At 33.6% G+C, this 18,964-nt stretch carries 12 protein-coding genes and 1 other annotated feature; of the genes, 1 reads left to right on the top strand and 11 read right to left on the bottom strand.

What is annotated here, in order from left to right; genetic code table 11:
* Nucleotides 1-152 precede the first annotated feature (152 nt).
* Nucleotides 153-935 carry an undecaprenyl phosphate translocase family protein gene (locus BMX10_RS12660; protein ID WP_090444805.1) on the bottom strand — a complete coding sequence of 261 codons (783 nt, stop codon included), beginning with the start codon at nt 933-935 and terminating at the stop codon, nt 153-155.
* A 24-nt stretch (nt 936-959) separates the two neighbouring features.
* The gene (locus BMX10_RS12655; protein WP_090444802.1) at nt 960-2,009 is read right to left on the bottom strand and encodes a serine hydrolase domain-containing protein; all 1,050 of its coding nucleotides are present in this window, start codon (nt 2,007-2,009) and stop codon (nt 960-962) included.
* Between the two features lie 331 nt (nt 2,010-2,340).
* Here BMX10_RS12655 and BMX10_RS12650 point away from each other — a divergent pair, with 331 nt between their 5' ends.
* A complete protein-coding gene (locus BMX10_RS12650) occupies nt 2,341-2,508 on the top strand; it encodes a CDIF630_02480 family spore surface protein (protein WP_090444799.1) in 168 nt (55 codons plus the stop codon).
* Nucleotides 2,509-2,594: 86 nt separating this feature from the next.
* On the opposite strand, the gene nifJ is transcribed toward BMX10_RS12650, so the two are convergent.
* From nifJ to pheT, 9 genes are all read right to left on the bottom strand, one after another.
* Nucleotides 2,595-6,125 carry a pyruvate:ferredoxin (flavodoxin) oxidoreductase gene (nifJ, locus tag BMX10_RS12645; RefSeq protein ID WP_090444796.1) on the bottom strand — a complete coding sequence of 1,177 codons (3,531 nt, stop codon included), beginning with the start codon at nt 6,123-6,125 and terminating at the stop codon, nt 2,595-2,597.
* A gap of 176 nt (nt 6,126-6,301) precedes the next feature.
* Nucleotides 6,302-7,534 carry a uracil-xanthine permease family protein gene (locus tag BMX10_RS12640; RefSeq protein ID WP_334292662.1) on the bottom strand — a complete coding sequence of 411 codons (1,233 nt, stop codon included), beginning with the start codon at nt 7,532-7,534 and terminating at the stop codon, nt 6,302-6,304.
* A 411-nt stretch (nt 7,535-7,945) separates the two neighbouring features.
* Complete coding sequence (dapA, locus tag BMX10_RS12635; protein WP_090444790.1) at nt 7,946-8,833, bottom strand: 4-hydroxy-tetrahydrodipicolinate synthase; 888 nt, start codon at nt 8,831-8,833, stop codon at nt 7,946-7,948.
* 132 nt (nt 8,834-8,965) lie between these two features.
* Nucleotides 8,966-10,285 carry a glycoside hydrolase family 3 protein gene (locus BMX10_RS12630; protein WP_090444787.1) on the bottom strand — a complete coding sequence of 440 codons (1,320 nt, stop codon included), beginning with the start codon at nt 10,283-10,285 and terminating at the stop codon, nt 8,966-8,968.
* Complete coding sequence (locus BMX10_RS12625; RefSeq protein WP_090444784.1) at nt 10,278-11,570, bottom strand: HD-GYP domain-containing protein; 1,293 nt, start codon at nt 11,568-11,570, stop codon at nt 10,278-10,280. Before BMX10_RS12625 ends, BMX10_RS12630 begins: the two co-directional genes overlap by 8 nt.
* 126 nt (nt 11,571-11,696) lie before the next feature.
* Nucleotides 11,697-12,935 (bottom strand): tyrosine--tRNA ligase, encoded by a 1,239-nt coding sequence (tyrS, locus tag BMX10_RS12620; RefSeq protein WP_090444782.1) that lies wholly within the window; start codon nt 12,933-12,935, stop codon nt 11,697-11,699.
* Between the two features lie 53 nt (nt 12,936-12,988).
* Nucleotides 12,989-13,197 (bottom strand) — a binding site (T-box leader).
* 59 nt (nt 13,198-13,256) lie between these two features.
* Nucleotides 13,257-15,719 carry a U32 family peptidase gene (locus tag BMX10_RS12615; protein ID WP_090444779.1) on the bottom strand — a complete coding sequence of 821 codons (2,463 nt, stop codon included), beginning with the start codon at nt 15,717-15,719 and terminating at the stop codon, nt 13,257-13,259.
* Between the two features lie 96 nt (nt 15,720-15,815).
* A complete protein-coding gene (zapA, locus tag BMX10_RS12610) occupies nt 15,816-16,376 on the bottom strand; it encodes a cell division protein ZapA (protein WP_090444776.1) in 561 nt (186 codons plus the stop codon).
* 185 nt (nt 16,377-16,561) lie between these two features.
* The gene (gene pheT, locus BMX10_RS12605) at nt 16,562-18,955 is read right to left on the bottom strand and encodes a phenylalanine--tRNA ligase subunit beta (protein WP_090444773.1); all 2,394 of its coding nucleotides are present in this window, start codon (nt 18,953-18,955) and stop codon (nt 16,562-16,564) included.
* Between the last annotated feature and the right edge of the window lie 9 nt (nt 18,956-18,964).

Genomic DNA, 18,964 nt, shown 5'->3' with positions numbered 1-18,964 from the left:
GTTATTATTCAATGGGAGTAAAATATCCCTTTGAATTTAGTCAGATTTTATGGCTTGTTCATTTTTATTATTATATTAATTCATTAATAAAAATATGAGTAGAAATTGTAAGTTTTGTTAGGGTAAAATTATTACACTATTTGTTTTTATTGCTATGTCCCATCTTCCCTTAATTTATCTATACTATGATCTTTTTTGCCACTCCAGATCCATACTAGTCCAAAACCTACAATAAATATGACGACAATAGAAAGGTCAAGAGTATAGGGTAATAATGCTCTCGAGGAACCAAGGATTAATCCCGCAAAGAAGTAAGAGATAAGACTTCTATACTTTTCATAAATGATATTCAATATCTTTGCTAATGAAAAAATCCCTATAAGACTGCCGACTCCAAAAAATATAAGAATCCCTAATTGTAATTCCTTAATAGCAAATAATATATTATCATAAATACCTAATACGATTAATATAGTGCTGCCAGGAATGCCTGGGATTATCATAGCAGCACTAGACACTGCCCCTCCAATAAACAGTAATAACCAGCTAATATTTTCACTTCCCATTACTATACCCATGGGTTCCCCACCCATAAATAATCCTAGTAATAAACCGCTAGTTAAAAAAATTAACCTTTTGGGATTAACCTTTGGACAACCTTTTAAAACAGGTTTAATAGAAGCTATTAAGCATCCCATTAAAAAAACAGCTGTCTCATCTCGAAAGGCTTCAAAAAATAGTGCAAATATCATGCCCCCACCAAAAATACCAATAATTGTCCCTAATAATAATGGTAGATATGGTCTCACATTAAATTTCACCAAATCCTTCAGCATATTCTCGTAGATGCCAAAAATAAGAAATACCGTTCCTCCGCTCATTCCCGGTAAAACAATAATAAAGCCTAAAATAACTCCTTGGATAATAGACTGCATAGTTACCTCCACTTGCATTTTTTTCTATAGTTTTTTGGGTTCTATCCCCAGTAAGAAATCAAAAACTCTTCTCATTATTTTTCTTGTAGAGACATTGTCAAGATTGGCAAACACACCTACTGATAGTTTTTTTTCTGGTATTATTGCAAAGCTTGTTCTAAAGCCTATATCGCTTCCTTCATGTCCTAAGATATCGTATTCTCTATGTTTACCTATAAGCCAGCCTAATCCAATCTTTTCTTGGTTATTATTGATATCTATTACGGGATCCCACATTTTTTTATAGCTAATCTCTTGTAGTATTCTTTCATTCTTTAAGATGCCTAAGTTTAAACTGCCTATTGCCCATTTACTCATATCTAATACATTAGATGTCAAAGTAGAACTGGGGGCATGAGACCTGTTGTAAGGATAGACATTAGAAAGTACAACTTTTTTTTCTGTATTTTTAATATGTGGTATAGCTATATCATCAGTATTTTCTCTGTATAATAAAGTACTATGCTTCATTCCTAAAGGCCTCAATATCCTTTCGTCAATATAGGCTTCAAAAGTCATGCCTGTAACGATTTCTATTAAGTATCCTAATACTTCATAAGCTATATTGCTATAATGAAACCTCACTCCTGGCTCCCATAGTAAAGAAATATTCTTTAATCCCTCTACATATCTTTTTAAAGCTTCTTCATCATATTCTGGATGATGCCATCCATAATCTTGACAATCTGGTAACCCAGATGTATGAGATAACATTTGAAGTACTGTTATTTTGTTAAATCTATTATCTCTTAATTGCAAGTCTGATATGTAACTACTAACAGTTTTATTAAGTTCTATTTTTCCTTTTTCAACCAATTGCATAATACCTGTGGCAACAAACAGCTTTGTTATTGATGCCATATGAAAAATTGTATTTTCTGTTATAGGCAACTTTGTTGCTATACTAGCAACACCATAGCCTTTGCTGTAGAGTATACTTTTATCATCTGTAATCATCAGAGATAATCCAGGAATATCTTGATAGAACATTATTTTTTTAATATCTTCATCAATTAGTTTTTCTACCTTCCTCATGTTTTTATTACCCCTTAATAATTCTGTTATAATTATTCTAATTATAGTGTAACATACTTTGTTTAAAGATGATACTTTTAGCCCAACTTGTAAATAACCTACTAAATACTTGATAATATATTTATAACTGTATTCTATAAATCGTAACAATATATACCTATAACAAATGTATCTTTAGTGAAAGTATCTGTTTTCTCAATATTTTAAAGGGCACATTATAATATAACTGAAAAACTTTAATACCAATTCCTTCTTAGGGTTATTTTTACATGATAGTGGTAGTCATATAATGATCCTTTCTTGAAAATAATAGTATTAAGGAGGGATTTTTATGGCTAAAAATAAATATAAAGAAAAAAACTTAGGTAGAACTATAGAGAATCATAAAACTGCTGCATGGGCTAATATTGAAAGCATAAAGCCTGAATCAAGAGTTCCTATTCCAAATGAAATAGAAGTTAAAAATGCCAAGGAATATGTTGATACAAATCAAAAATAAAGATTATATTTTTCAATCCTTCCAAGATGAACTGGGTTTTAAACATAAGAAAAGGGACTATCTTAGTCCCTTTTCTTATGTTTTTTCTAATGATACTGCATTTCTGCTAATCTTCTATAGGTATCATATTTGTCCCTAGCATTCTTTTCAGCTGCATCAAACAGCTCTTCAGCTATGTCAGGGAAGGTGTTCATAATTTGAGAGTATCTAATTTCTCCATGTATGAATTCTTTGAAGGATTCTTTAGGCTCTTTAGAGTCTAAAACAAATGGATTTTTCCCTTGCTCTTTCAATTCAGGATTATAGCGATATAGATGCCAGTATCCTGCCTCAACAGCTTTTTTCTCTTGTGCTACAGTTGTTCCCATTCCTGTTTTTATGCCATGACTGATACATGGAGCATAGCAAATGATTAATGAGGGTCCTTTATAAGCTTCTGCTTCTGTTATTGCTTTGATAGTATGATTCATATTCGCCCCCATAGACACCTGAGTTACATACACATATCCATAGCTCATAGCCATTAATCCCAAATCTTTTTTTCTGATTTTTTTGCCCGAAGCTGCAAATTTAGCTACTGCAGCAGTTGGAGTTGCTTTAGAGGACTGTCCACCAGTATTGGAATAGATTTCTGTATCCATCACAAGAAGATTTACATCCTCTCCTGAAGCTAATACATGATCTAATCCTCCATAGCCTATATCATAGGCCCATCCATCGCCACCGATAATCCATACGGATCTTTTCACAAGATAGTCTTTCTTTTCTAGGATTTCCTTTATGATTGGATTTTCAAAATGCTGTTGTTTTATCAGTAAGCTTAATAGTCTTTCTGAAGCCTGTTTAGATTTTTCTCCATCATCTATGGCTTCTAACCATTCCTTAAATGCATTTTTGCAATCAGCATCTATATCCGTATTTAAAGCCTGTACCATTAAGTCTGCTAATCTTTCTCTTATTTGTTTAGCTGCTAGGTACATGCCATACCCAAATTCTGCATTATCCTCAAATAGTGAGTTTGCCCATGCAGGACCTTGTCCTTTAGCATTGGTTGTATAGGCTGTTGATGGTGCACTTGCACCCCATATAGAAGAACATCCAGTGGCGTTAGCAATTAACATCCTGTCTCCATATAACTGAGTAGCCAGCTTTACATAAGCAGTCTCTCCACATCCAGCACATGCCCCTGAAAACTCTAATAAAGGTTGTGCAAATTGACTTCCTTTGACAGTTTTTTTATCTATCAACTCATCCTTATAACTAATATTATTATGAGCATATTCCCAGTTTTCTTCTTGTTTTACAACCTCTTTTTCTGCATCTACCATAACCAATGCTTTTTCTGGCGCTGGACAAATATCAGCACAGTTTGCACATCCAGTACAATCTAGGGGAGTAATTTGCATGCGATATTCTAACCCCTCTAAACCTTTCCCCATGGCTTTCTTTGTTTCAAATGTCTCTGGCTTATTTTTGATTTCTTCCTCATGTAATAAGAAAGGCCTAATAACAGAATGGGGACAGATATAAGCACATTGGTTACATTGAATACACTTATCTGTTTGCCACTGAGGAATCATGATGGCAATTCCACGTTTTTCATAAGCTGTTGTACCCAGTGGGAATGTACCATCCTCCATTCCTTTAAAAGCACTGACGGGTAACTCATCCCCCTCAAGCCTTGCCATTGGTCTTTGAATGTTTTTTACAAATTCAGGCTCATCTTTAATAGGGAATGCTTCTTCTTTAGCATGACTCCAATCATCAGGTATTTGTATATTTATTAATCCATCTACACCACGATCCACTGCCTGATGATTCATTTGTACAATTTTTTCGCCTTTTTTACCATAAGTATCTTGAATTGCGTCCTTTAAAAATTTAATAGCATCCTCAATAGGGATTACCTTTGCTAGCTTAAAGAAAGCGGCCTGCATAATCATGTTAATCCTTCCACCTAAGCCAATTTCTTGTGCGATTTTCACAGCATCAATAGTATAAAAATTTATTTTTTTCTCAGCTATAGTCCGCTTTATTGATGCAGGAATCTTATCCTTTAACTCCTCCTGTGACCATGGACAGTTTAATACAAAGGTTCCGTTTTCCTTTAATCCCTTTAACAAATCATAGTGATGTAAATAAGATTTATTGTGGCAGGCGATAAAGTCTGCATTATAGACTAAGTAGGGAGATTTTATAGGTTTTTTTCCAAAGCGCAAATGAGAAACAGTTGTGCCTCCCGATTTCTTGCTATCATATGAAAAGTATGCTTGAGCATATAAATCAGTTTTATCTCCAATTATTTTTATGGCAGTTTTATTAGCTCCAACTGTACCATCGGAACCTAAACCCCAAAATTTACATCTTATAGTTCCTTCAGGAGATGTTTCGATTATATCTTCTTCTGGAAGAGATGTATTTGATACATCATCTACAATCCCTATGGTGAAATGATTCTTTGGATGATCTTGCTTCAAATTATTAAACACTGCTAATATTTGTGAAGGAAGTGTATCCTTTGAGCCTAATCCATATCTACCACCAACGATAATAGGGTTTTCAGGTCTATCATAGAATAAGCTTCTTACGTCTTCGTATAAAGGCTCTCCAACTGCTCCAGGCTCTTTGGTTCTATCCAGCACGGCTATTTTCTTAACGGATTTCGGAAAAATATTGAAAAAATGTTTTGATGAAAACGGTCTATATAATCTTACCTTAATGACACCTATTTTTTCACCTTTTTTCATTAAATAATCTACGGTTTCCTCTATTACATCACAAGCAGAACCCATTGCGATGATAATCCTTTGTGGATCATCTGCTCCATAATAATCAAAGGGCTGATACCTCCTTCCTGTTACTTTATCGATCTCCTTCATATAATTTTCTACTATATCAGGAACAGCATCAAAAAAAGGATTAGCTACCTCTCTGCCTTGAAAATAGATGTCAGGATTTTGTGCTGTTCCCCTTAATACAGGAGCTTCTGGATTTAACGCTCTATTTCTAAATTCCTTCACAGCTTCATAATCCAACAGTTTATCAAAATCTTCATAATCAATTAATTCAACTTTTTGATACTCATGAGATGTTCTAAATCCATCAAAGAAATGCAAAAATGGTACCCTTGCTTTAATTGCTGCTAAATGCGCTATCCCTCCGAGGTCTATCGCTTCTTGTACATTGCTGGAGGCCAAGAGAGCAAATCCTGTTTGTCTAGTGGCCATCACATCCTGATGATCTCCAAATATAGATAATGCATGGGCTGCTATTGCCCTAGCACTAACATGAAAAACTGCTGGCAATAATTCACCCGCCATTTTGTACATATTGGGCAACATTAATAGTAATCCTTGAGATGCTGTATAGGTTGTTGTTAAAGCTCCCCCCTGAAGAGAGCCATGAACAGTTCCAGCAGCTCCTGCTTCTGATTGCATTTCCACTACTTTTACCATTTGCCCAAAAAGATTTTTCTTGCCATGGGCTGCCCACTCATCTACTCCTTCAGCCATAGGAGAGGATGGTGTAATTGGGTAAATAGCTGCTACTTCAGTAAAAGCATAGGATACATAAGCTGCAGCTTCATTTCCATCCATTGTCTTCATTACCTTAGCCATAAACTTCCTCCTTTAGATCTATTTAATAATAGAATTAATTATTGGTATTTTATCCTTATCACTTATTATTTTACTTTTTCTTAATATCATACATAAAAAAACTCCTCTTCAAAGCCTAAGTCAAATTACTTAGTCCTCAAGAGGAGTTTTCTCTTTTTGTATATTTATTTTATCAATTAAGCCATTTGTTTTCTATTTAAAACTGCGTTTAAAACAACACCAATAATCGCTGCTAAGCTTAAACCCGTAATTTTCACTGTTTCTGTAACTGGAATACCAATTGAGATACCAAATATTGCTTCTAAATGTCCAGCTCCAAGTCCTAACACCAATATAGAAACCATGATTACTACATTATTCAGATTGAATTTTACATTGTTCGTCTTAATAGTTTTGACACCAATTAGTGCAATCATACTGAATAACATCATGCTGATTCCTCCCATAACCGCAACAGGAATGGTACTCAGAAATCCTCCAATCTTAGCCACAAAGCCTAGAATGATTGCTAGTATTGCAGCTATTCTTAGAATGGCTGGATCATAGTTTTTTGTTATTGCTAGTACTCCAGTGTTTTCACCATAGGTTGTATTAGCAGGTCCGCCTATGAATCCTGCAAACAATGTTGCTAATCCATCTCCAAGTAGTGTTCTATTTAGACCAGGTTCTTCTATAAAGTTTTTACCTACCACCTGTCCATTTGTTGTTATATCCCCAATATGCTCCATAAATACTGCTAGTACCACTGGTGCAATAATTGCTATAGCTCCTATCTCAAACTTTGGCAAGGTAAAGCTAGGTACTGCAAATAATTCTGCTTCTTTCATTACTGCAGTATCCACCAAGCTTAAGTTAAGAGATATAATATATCCCACTACTACTGCAATCAAAATAGATAACTGTTTACTAAATCCTCTGCCTTTTATAGTAATGGTCAAGGCTGTAAATAGTGTTATAGCTGCTACCACAAAGTGATCAGATGCCATACCATAAGCAACTGGTACTAGGTTCAAACCAATTACTATAATCATTGGTCCAACTACCTGAGGCGGTAAATATTTTTTTATTTTTTCTACACCAACTTTTTTTACAGCAAAGGACATAAGCACATAGATCAAACCTGCTATTACTATGCCTCCCTGAGCATAAGCTAAGTCTCCATTATACAGGTTACCCACCTGGACAATTACAGGAATAAATGCAAAAGATGAACCTAAGAACACGGGTACTTTTCCATATGTGACAAAATGAAATAATAAGGTTCCTACTCCTGCAGATAATAATGCTACTGAAGGATTTAATCCCGTCAGCATTGGCACCAAAACTGTTGCTCCAAACATAGCTACTAAATGCTGAATTGCTAGCATTATGTTTTTAGCAGAATTTAATGTTGTTGTCCCATCTTTCATTTTAATGTTTGTTTTTGTAAAAGTATTCTCTGTCATTTTAAAAAACCTCCTTTTAATTTGTATCAAAGGAGAAAATTATGTTTTCTCCCTTTTCAACCTCACAGGGCTGATTTAAAGGTATTACTAAAAACTTTTTTTATAAGAAAAAGACTTCTTGCCTAACTGGCAAGAAGTCACATTGATTTCCTAAATCATATATGATGACTATATCACTATCTTGCCAGCCTCACAGGACTGAGTTAAAGATTATTCTTATCTAAAAGATTATACCATGTTCTATTTGTACGTGCAATAACATTAGTAAATATTTGTATTTTCTTATAATTCAATATATAAACTATTTTTTAGTGTCATAACCATTACCCTTGCATAAAAATGATTGTTATGTTTCACTCTATTTGTTTTAATTGCTTATTCTATCAACGCTCCATAATTGATTAATAAGTCCTTGACTATTTTTTTATTATCTTCTGATAATACTCTCAAAGGCCGTCGAGGCATGCCCCCTTGATAACCCAGTAAATCCATCGCTTCCTTTAGAGCTGGGACTCCTAACCCTCCTGTTACTGTCAAATTTAATTGCAACATTTTTAACTGTAGCCTCTTTGCCTCTTGAAGCTTTCCTTCATTAAATAATGATACCAAGTTGCAGCAATCCTCAGGTAATATATTCCCTAAAGCTACTGTAGCTCCTTTTGCTCCAACAGAAAGTGCTGGCAATAAATAGCCTGCATTACCTGCAAATACAGAAAAATCTTCATCAGTATCTCTTATTATTTCTGACAATTGAAGGATGTTTCCAGCGGTGTCTTTTATGCCTACTATATTTGTATGTTTAGATAATTTTGCCACTAAAGCAGATGACATATTAATTCCTGTATTCCCAGGCATATTATATAGCATTACTGGTATTGGACAAGCATCAGCCACTTCTATAAAATGCTGGTAAAGAACATCTTCCTTCATACCGCCTTTATAATAATGTGGAGGCAGTACCAACACAGCATCAGCTCCAAATTCTGCAGCTTGCTTACTAAAGGCTATGGTTTCTTTGGTGGAATCATAGGTAGTACCTACGATTACTTTTTTATCCTTATTCCAGTGCTTCATTACAAACTCAATTACCTTCAATTTCTCTTCATGGGCTAAATAGATAAATTCTCCATTGGAACCTAAAACCACAATGCCATCCAACTGAGTCTTTCCCCATTTTTCTAAATTATACCTTAGTTTCTCAAAGTCAATTTCTTCATTTTCCTTAAAGGGTGTTATGATTGGTGTGTAAATTCCTTTAAACATACTATGCCCCCTATCATCACTTTATTTTTTAATTATTGTTTAGGCTAATGCTATTTTAACATATTTTACACTTCTATTGCATAGATGGTATAAAAAACACCTTGGAAATTTAGTGGGGATCTTACTATTTTTTTATTTGTTATTATACTGATAAATTTCCTCTACAATTTGTAGATGTTCCTGTGATCCTAAAATATTATATGGATCAATCATTGCCTCTTCAAAATCTAGTATTCCTCTTTCATACTTAATCATTAGAATTCTTCTTACAGAATCTTCTAACCTCGTTTCTGGTATTACACCCTCTCTTATAGCTCTTAATAGCCCATTATAAGCCTTCTCTAGAGATGCAGGCATCAGAAGTATATCTGCTCCTGCTTGGAATGCTAATACTGCTGCTTCTTCTGAAGTCCAATGTTTAGAAATAGCCGCCATTTCTAGAGCATCTGTTATAATTAATCTTTTATGCTTTAGCTGGTTTCTCAATATATCTTCTATAATAATCTCTGAAAAAGTAGCTGGTAAATTATTGTCTGTAATATTAGGGACAATAATATGGGCAAGCATAACACCGTCTACACCTTTTTGAATTCCACTTTTAAAAGGATGGAATTCCACTGCATTTAATCTTTCACTATTATGATGTAAAGTTACTGCTTCCTTATGAGTATCTAGAGAAGTGTCTCCGTGTCCCGGGAAATGTTTGACTACGGCACTAATATTTTGTTCTTGGATCCCTTGCACCATTTTTCCTACCATTTTTCCTACCTTATGGGGATCGTCACCAAAGGAACGTTCTCCAATAACAGGATTGTTGGGATTTGTGTTAACATCTGCTACAGGGGCTAAATTCATATTAAAACCTAAAGAAGATAATTCTCTTCCCAATAGTTTGCCTACCTTATAGGCTAATTCAGGGTTTTCTGTCATCCCTAGAACTTTGTTCCCTGGCAGCTTTGTAGCTGGCATTCCATTGCTGCTGTTTAACCTGCTAACAATTCCACCTTCTTCATCAATAGCGATAAACAGAGGGGTTTTACTGATTGCCTGCATATTGTTAATAAGCTTTTTTGTTTGCTCAACTGTATCGATATTTTCAGCAAAAAAGATTATGCCGCCTAAATGATGACTTTTTATTAACTCCTTAGTCTTTTCATCTAGATATGTAACAGGCAGATTTTCTCCATTATGTCGAAAGGCTGCCATGAATATCTGTCCTACTTTTTCTTCTAAGGTCATACCATCTATATAGCTATCTATGTAAGCATAAATATCTTCCTCTTCATTACTAGCATTCGTTAATTCCTCAATTGTTTGATTTTCTATAATTTCCAATGGTTCTGATGAAGTATCTAAATCATCATTGTCCCAATAATCTTTAGTACTATTACATCCATTTAATAATAAGGCAATCATTAATACGAAATAGACCCATATACATTTTTTAAGCATATTTCTTGCTCCTTACTCTGGCAGTTTTTCTAAAACTATTATACTCTATCATCGCTTTTTCTTGTGCTTGAATCCTTGTTATATTTATTTTAGCAAAGTTATCACTTAGAACCTTCACTAAGTGAGGATCTATTACGTTGCGATTAACCATTTTGTTTAGAACTTTTAATGCTTCAATTTCCTTCATACCTTTCCTATATGGCCTTTCTTCAGTAATAGCTGTGAAAACATCTGCAACAGCTATTATTTTGCTACCTTCTTTCAATGCTTCTCCTTGAATGCGAAAAGGATATCCTGTTCCATCTATACGTTCATGGTGAAGGGCAGCATATTGTTTTATATCATTATCAAAAGCCCGGATTTTGTCTAATAGATGGTAACTATAATAGGGATGTATTTTCATTATGCTGTACTCTTCCTTGGTTAATTTGTCTGGTTTTTCAAGAATTTCACTGGGTATACCTAGTTTACCAATATCATGTAGGTATCCTGCTATTTTTATCTTTAAGCAGTCTTCCCAACTCCAATGCTGTATTTTTGCTAATGCTTCAGCAACAGCAGCCACACCGCTACTATGTACAGAAGTGAATCTGCTTCTAAAGTCAATAATATAGGCAAAGATTTTTGTGGTTTCCATTAATTCTTCAAGACCTAGGAATTGATTCTTGCTTCCACTTAATTTTTTTATTTTATCATCAATAGAAGAAAAAATGAGATCAAACCAAAAACTTTCCTTTTTCATTACTATCTTAAAAGCCTTTAATATTTTAGGATGAAACATATGAATATATCTAGATTCAATGTGCTTCACTATTTCCTTCGCCTGGGATAGTATTTCAAAGTCTTTCTTTATTAACACTGCTATTCTATCTGCCAAATGGATAATGTGACTTTCTATTGGAATAGCTACACCATCAATTACTTCTCCCTTTCCATCTTGCCATGGTTGATGATGGTATCTAATGATTTCAGCAGCTTCATTAAACTTTTTATAGTTTTTTAGTAAGAGATATCCAATATAGGCATGATGATTAGAGTCTTCTATTTCAAATTGTAGTGATGCCACCCTATCTTTGAGGGTAAGCGCACCAATATCGTGTAACAGACTAGCTATAATAATCTGATTTTGTTTATCTGGTGATAGATTCATTTCTTTGCCTATATGATAGGCAATATAGGCTACTTGTTTATGGTGATTATTTAAAGTGGGGTTTATTAAATCAATGGCGTCAGATAGCATTAGGCTTAAGTCTAATAATGATACTTCAACTGTTTTTCCTGTCATTATTTCACCTCGAATAGTGTCACTTGTTGTAATAATTTCTCCTCATTATGTATTATTATATCATAAAATAAGTCTTACCCATAATATGGCTAAGACTTATAAATATAATTATTTTATTATTGTCCACTAAACTTTTTTATCTATTATTTTTACTTGATGGTATACTTTTTTACCTTTCTTAATGGTTAAGCTATCCTCATTAAACATATTATCAGTAATAGGAAGATTAATATCCTCTACTTTCTTATCATCTATAGAGATTCCCCCCTGCTGTAGAAGACGTCTTCCTTCTGATTTTGAAGCTGTCAATTTAGTCTCTACTAAAAGAGTCATAATGTCTAATCCTTCTTCAAGCCTTGACCTTAAAATATTTGTGGTTGGCATAGTATCAGCTGTTTTACCACCACTAAACAGAGCTTTAGCAGCCTCCTGTGCCTTTTGTGCTTCCTCTTCACCATGTACTATTTTAGTTACTTCAAAAGCCAATACATCTTTGGCTTTATTAATGGCTGCTCCTTCTAAAGATCCAAGCTCTTTCACTTCTTCCATAGGTAAGAAAGTCAATAATGCTAGGATTTTTTCTACATCTTTATCATCAACATTCCTCAAATATTGATAAAAATCATAAGGTGAAGTTTTCTCAGGATCTAACCAGATGGTACCTGATTCAGTCTTGCCCATTTTTTTTCCTTCACTGGTGGTCAGTAGTTTAAAGGTTAAAGCATATACAGATTCTCCTTCTATTCTTCTAACTAATTCATATCCTCCTAAGATATTGGACCATTGATCACTCCCACCCATTTGAATTTTACAGTTATATCTACGGAATAATTCTAAATAGTCATAGGATTGCATTAGCATATAATTAAATTCTAAGAAGGTTAACCCTTGCTCCAACCTTGACTTATAACATTCTGCCGCAAGCATTCTATTGACAGAAAAATGTCTACCAACTTCTCTTAGAAATTCGATATAATTCAGCTCTAACAACCAATCTGCGTTGTTCACAATAGTTGCTTTATCATTCTCAAAATCTAAAAATCTAGCAAACTGTTGTCTAAATCTTTCTGCATTTTCTGCTATGGTTTCCTTTGTCATCATTTTACGCATATCTGCTTTACCAGAAGGATCTCCTACCATTGTAGTACCCCCGCCTAATAAAACAATAGGCTTGTGTCCAGCTTTTTGCATATGCATCATTACCATGATTTGTAGAAAATGTCCAAGGGTTAAGCTATCTGCTGTTGCATCAAAGCCAATGTAGAAGGTTACTGGTTCTTTCGCCATTAGCTCTTTTAATTCCTCTTCATAGGTAACTTGTTCTATATACCCTCTTTCTTCTAAAACTTCAAATACATTTTTCATTTCGTGCCTCCTATCATTCTAATATAAAAAATAAAGAGCCCTATTCATCCTTGTTTAAGGACGAGCAAGACCCGTGGTACCACCTTAGTTTCCATCTATAAAAAGATGTCTCCATGTCAATCTATCGGTTGACTTCCGCAATGATTTCCCATTGTAACTCCAAAATGTAATTCACAGCTTTATGTACTATAGACTTCTCACCAACCAGTCTACTCTCTGAGGTGTAACCATAAAGTGCTACTTTTTTCTTCATCGTCAAAAAGTATTATTTTGAAATATAATATTACAATCTTTTTTTTCTGTCAAGGGATAAAACATTATTTATTCAATTCCACGGTAAAAATGACCTCTAGTATAGTGATTTATTCCTTCTTTTACTTTGCTATTATCAATACTTCCATTGTTAAAGTACATATCTATGTTTTTTTTATAATTTGTCACAATATTTATGATTTCCTGAGGTGTCTCGTTAGTAAAATCTAGTCTATAAGATGTAGTGTATATTTTTGCTAAATCTTCAACTTTATCTATCATATACAAAGGACAGCTGTTCAACACCACTGTTCTTCCCCACTCGTCTTTTGTGAAAGGAAAAATAGCATCCTTTTCATCTTTTAGACCCCATAGGTAATGAAAGGCTTCATCTTTACATTCTTTGCACTGATGGTTACATACATCACCAATAATCAAAGGACAGGCTTCAGTAACCATAATCGGTAATTTCCCATAAACAATTATCTCAACTTCTAAACTCCTATTAACCTTCAAATTTTTAATATTTTTCAAGTCCAACTCAGTGGATAGAGTTACACCAGAAACACCTTGCTTCTTCATAAACTCTACAGTGCTGCTATTCATTATGTTTAAGGTAAAATCAGCTATAACAGGCTTTTTCAAAGTCTTTCTTCCAAATACAATCATACCTAAATCTCCTGCTAAAAGCCCATCAAATGAATATCTTGTCAATATTTCTTTTAGTATCTCCTGTTCATTATCTTTTATTATAGCCGGACTTCTAAAATAAATTTCCACCTCTTTACTTTTACATAATTCTAAAGCAGCTTCAAGATTTTTTGTGTTTCCGTAATATACCCTCTCCACCTGTTGTTGAAGCACATACTTTAATTGTTGATAGGAATCAACTTTGACTGCTAATCTTGGCCTATACTTTTCAGTGGTTTTTTCCCTTAGCGATGTGTGTCTATGATTGATTACAATTTTTTCTAAAGGTTTTGGCTGTTTTGTGTTTCTATTGCTTCTAAGATTTGACAGTGCTTCTACAGCATCTCTTCTGACCTGATTAATTGAGGAGATTGGTATGGAGATATTTTTATCTATAGTGACTTGGATAGTTTCCATCTGAAATGGTGTATTTCCTAGTTTACTTATATTTTCTATTATTTTCTCCTCAGTTAAAGCTACTTTTCGAGCTCTCTCCACAATTTCTTTGCTTTCTTGATATACTATGTTTTCTTCATTATCCCAAAGCCATAGTTTTATAGGCATATTAGATAGTACTTTAATCTCTCCATAGATTTTCACTTTTTTATTTTCATAACCTGCCTCGTAGCTTTTTTCTATATGCTTCATTAACTGTAAATCTAAAGTTTTAAATACATCATCACCTTTTTGAATTGAACCTAAAAATTGAATATCCACAGTTTCTCCCTTAGCGGCTTCATGTATTAGCTCATTATGTAAAAATATTTTGTTGATAACACCTCCATTACTACCTGAAATATTGCTCCATATTTCAATGCCATCTCCCTGTCGAATATTTTCCATAAGCTTAATAGTAATTCTTTTGTTTTTGATGTTATATTCTTTTATTTTCCCTAAGAATAATCCTCTATTGTTTGGTTTTTCTGGATTAATGATATTTTGAGTGGTGCTACTTAGTAAATACCCTTTTGTAAATTTTCGATTGAAGACTTGTGTTATCTCCTTCGTTACTTTTTCATCCATAAACGGTTTTTTATATAGCAAATAATCGTCAATGGCTCTTCGATAAGCCCTTACTATACTGGCTACATAATGAGGCTTTTTCATTCTGCCTTCTATCTTAAAGGAGAAAACACCGCTTTCAATTACTTCTCCTATATTATTCAATACATTTAAATCTCTCATACTCATATAGTATCCCTGACTTTTTGCAACAATTTCTTTATTTAAGGATATGATTTCATATTTTTTTCTACAGGGTTGAGCACATCTACCTCTATTGCCACTGCGACCTCCTATAAAGCTGCTCATTAAACACTGTCCTGAATAACTATAGCATAGGGCTCCGTGTATAAATACTTCAAGCTCTGCTTGAGTATTATCATAAATTTTTTTAATATCCTTTAAAGATAGTTCTCTAGCTAAAACAACTCGTTTAACTCCTAGTTCTGTTAATAAATTTATACCTTCACTATTGTGTAAAGTCATCTGTGTGCTGCAATGAATTTCTAAATCTGGAAAAACCTCTCTAACAATTTGTATTACACCTAAATCTTGTACAATGATAGCATCTATCCCAATGCTATATAGTCTATTTATATACTGAAGCAATTCTTTCCTTTCCACATCTTTTATTAGGGTATTTATTGTTACATAAACCTTCACTCCTCTAAGATGTGCATACTTCATAGCTTTTTCTAATGTTTCCATTTCAAAGTTTGAGGCATATGCTCTGGCACTGAATGCTGTTCCGCCTAAATATACAGCATCTGCACCATTTTGTACAGCTGCATGAAATGCTTCATAGGACCCGGCTGGTGCTAGTAGTTCTACTTTTCCCATAATCATTAACACCTTTCTCTATTTCTATAATAAAAAAAGCAGTAATATTATTATATCACTACTTTAAATATTTTTTTCATTGATTTTGTTTGACGACTATATCTTTTTTACTTTGTTGATGGTATCTGTATTGTTTACATATTCCTCTAAATCTTTTCTCATTTGTACCAGTTTGATTTGATTTTCAAATAACTTATTCTGTAAATCATTAATAATAGCCTCAGCATTAACTAAATCTTCTTCATTATTATGTAATTTCTCTTTTAGTGCTTTGTTTTCTGTCTCAATTTTTTCTTTATAGCTCATTAATTCTTCTGCTTGCTTTTGTAGTAACTGAAGACTTTCTCTTTTTTCCTCCAATTCCTTTAAGGCAATATTATAGTGATTTTTTAATTGTTCTAATTCATTTAAGGGGTCAGCATGCTCTTTTTTTATTGTATCAAATTGATTTTGCATTTTTAAGAATTGATCGGCAATATTTATACTAGTCAATACAGCAATCATAGAAGTGCTTAACTTATTATTATGCTTTGCAATACAGTCCATCTGTTCATCGACAAAGTTACCTACTTTTAATAAATAATCCTTTGGCTCTGTTCCTATAATTTGATAGTCTTGTCCATTTATTTTTATTATAACTTTATTTTTCTTCTCCATAGTAGATCAACCCCTCACTGGACTTATACATTTTGATTAAGCTTTATATATCATTTCTTTACAAATAGATAATATCCTGCTTAAAAAGCATGAGAAATTTATTTTTTCTTTAAAAATCTTTTATAAGTTAAGTAAATATAATATAAACTATGCAACCTATAGGTTGCATAGTTTATATTCATTTATTAATCTCTTAGTGTTCCACCTAGTTTTTCTTTAATTTCTTTTAAAATATTATCATGTACTATATTTACTTCTTCATCCTTTAATGTCCTCTCCTTATGTCTATAGGTTAATGTATAAGCTATACTTTTGTGTCCTTCTTTAATCTGGTTACCTTGATAGATATCAAACAATTTATAGTTTTCTAGAATTCCTTCACCATTTGTAAAAATAATTTTCTCTATTTCTTTAACCAAAACGTATTCTTTCACTACTACTGCAAAATCTCTTGTTATAGCAGGGTATTTAGGCAGTGGTTTATACATAGTATCCAATCGAGTTAAACGAAGTAACAACTCAAAATCTAATTCTGCACAATAGCACTTTTTGCCTAAGCCATAGTTTTCTAATACTTCAGGATGGAGTTCTCCTAATACACCTATAGTATGATCTCCATAAACAATACTGCCGCATCTTCCTGGATGAAAGGTTGGGTGATGTTTTTCCACCTCATATTCATATCCTGTAATTCTTAATCTATTTAATAATCCTTCTACTATGCCTTTCAATGTAAAGAAGTCTTCATCTCCATAGATACCTATGACTAAATTGGATAGTTCATGTGGTAATTTACTGGATTCCTCCATCCTAGGAATAAAAATCCTTCCAAGTTCAAAAGCTTTAAACCCTTCTACTTTTCTATTATAGTTTCTTGCCATTACCTCTAATAGATTTGGTAGAAGACTAGTTCGCATAGCACTGGTTTCATCTCCTAGAGGGTTCAATAATGTGATGAAATTCCTTTTTATACTATTTTCCGGCAACCTTATTTTATCAGCGCTTTTTGGACTAACAAAGGAATAGGTGGCAATCTCATTAATCCCCATAGCGTTTAAAGCATCCTTTGTAACATCTTCAATTATTTGACCATTTGTTTTCCTGCCAACAACAATATTTCCTCTTGCCATCGTAGCCGGAATATTATCATAGCCATAAATTCTACCTATTTCTTCTACAAAGTCTGCCTCTTGATTTAAATCAATTCGATAAGTAGGTATCCTTGCCTTAATAACATCTCCTTCATCCTGGGTAGCTATTTCTAAACTTTCTAAAATTTGTACCATTTCTTCATTTGTAAGATTTGTACCAAGCAAATCATTTACTTTCTTTGGACGAAGACTCTTTTCTTCAACTTCTTTTGGTTTTGGATAAACATCTACAGCACCTTTTAAAATTCTTCCTACTCCTAATTCTTTGATTAGTTGACAAGCTCTTTCGGCTGCTATTAAAGCAATATTGGGATCAATCCCTTTTTCAAATCTTGAAGATGCTTCTGTTCTCAGTCCTAATTGTTTTGATGTAAGTCTAATCCCCTCAGGTTCAAAATATGCAGACTCTAAAAGAATAGTTTTGGTGGCTGATGTAACCTCTGATTCCTCACCACCCATTACACCAGCAATTGCCAATTCCTTCTTTGTATCACAAATCATGGTGATATATTCCTTTAGTTTTCTTTCTACACCGTCTAAAGTTTTAAAGGATTGACCTCGCTCTCCTCTTTTCACAATAATTGTATGCCCCTCAACATAGTCAATATCGAAAGCATGTAAGGGTTGACCGTATTCTAACATAACATAGTTGGTTATATCAACAATATTGTTGATGGGTCGTACCCCTGCTTTTGCTAATCTTTGTTGCATCCATTGGGGAGAAGGTTTAATGGTAACGTCTTCTATTACTCTAGCAACATATCTTTGGCATCCCTCAGTATCTTCTATGACTACACTGACCTTATCACTACTTTTATCTTCCGCTTCCTTCACTTGTATGCTAGGATATTTTAAAGTTGTTCCAATAGTTGCAGCTACTTCTCTAGCTATGCCAATCATACTTAAGCAATCTGGCCTATTGGAAGTAATCTCAAATTCAATTACCTCATCCTGTAGATCAATGACATCTGCTATTTTTTTTCCAAGAGGATATTCTTCCTTCAGTATCCAAATCCCATCCTTCATCTCTTCAGGAATAACTGATTTGGGTATTGCTAGTTCTTCCTGTGAGCAAAGCATTCCCTCGGATACCTCTCCTCTAAGCTCCCCTTTATTTATTTTTACTCCACCTGGTAAAAGTCCACCATCTAATGCTACTGGTACATAATCACCTTCGGTTATATTCGTTGCCCCCGTTACAATTTGTATTGTTTTTTCCCCAATGTCAACCAATACAACCACTAGCTTATCAGCATTTGGATGAGGTTTAATTTTTAGAATTTTACCAACAACAACGCCTTCTATATCCTCACCAGTTTTTTTAACTGTTTCTACCTTTGAGCCTGACATCGTCATCCTATCTGCTAATTCTTTTGTACTCATATTTATATCAACATATTTTTTTAACCATTTTACTGGTACCAGCATAAGTTAAAA

The organism is Natronincola peptidivorans (genome assembly GCF_900111615.1).
GTDB classification, from domain to species: Bacteria; Bacillota; Clostridia; order Peptostreptococcales; family Natronincolaceae; genus Natronincola_A; species Natronincola_A peptidivorans.
Note: the sequence above shows the minus strand (reverse complement) of the source record. Positions and strands in the feature narration are given on the sequence as shown.

What these genes read in the sequence shown, in the direction of transcription:
- BMX10_RS12660 (WP_090444805.1), bottom strand. Translation starts at nt 935, where the DNA reads ATGCAGTCTATTATCCAAGGAGTTATTTTAGGCTTTATTATTGTTTTA.
- BMX10_RS12655 (WP_090444802.1), bottom strand. Translation starts at nt 2,009, where the DNA reads ATGAGGAAGGTAGAAAAACTAATTGATGAAGATATTAAAAAAATAATG.
- BMX10_RS12650 (WP_090444799.1), top strand. Translation starts at nt 2,341, where the DNA reads ATGGCTAAAAATAAATATAAAGAAAAAAACTTAGGTAGAACTATAGAG.
- nifJ (WP_090444796.1), bottom strand. Translation starts at nt 6,125, where the DNA reads ATGGCTAAGGTAATGAAGACAATGGATGGAAATGAAGCTGCAGCTTAT.
- BMX10_RS12640 (WP_334292662.1), bottom strand. Translation starts at nt 7,534, where the DNA reads ATGAAAGATGGGACAACAACATTAAATTCTGCTAAAAACATAATGCTA.
- dapA (WP_090444790.1), bottom strand. Translation starts at nt 8,833, where the DNA reads ATGTTTAAAGGAATTTACACACCAATCATAACACCCTTTAAGGAAAAT.
- BMX10_RS12630 (WP_090444787.1), bottom strand. Translation starts at nt 10,285, where the DNA reads ATGCTTAAAAAATGTATATGGGTCTATTTCGTATTAATGATTGCCTTA.
- BMX10_RS12625 (WP_090444784.1), bottom strand. Translation starts at nt 11,570, where the DNA reads ATGACAGGAAAAACAGTTGAAGTATCATTATTAGACTTAAGCCTAATG.
- tyrS (WP_090444782.1), bottom strand. Translation starts at nt 12,935, where the DNA reads ATGAAAAATGTATTTGAAGTTTTAGAAGAAAGAGGGTATATAGAACAA.
- BMX10_RS12615 (WP_090444779.1), bottom strand. Translation starts at nt 15,719, where the DNA reads ATGGGAAAAGTAGAACTACTAGCACCAGCCGGGTCCTATGAAGCATTT.
- zapA (WP_090444776.1), bottom strand. Translation starts at nt 16,376, where the DNA reads ATGGAGAAGAAAAATAAAGTTATAATAAAAATAAATGGACAAGACTAT.
- pheT (WP_090444773.1), bottom strand. Translation starts at nt 18,955, where the DNA reads ATGCTGGTACCAGTAAAATGGTTAAAAAAATATGTTGATATAAATATG.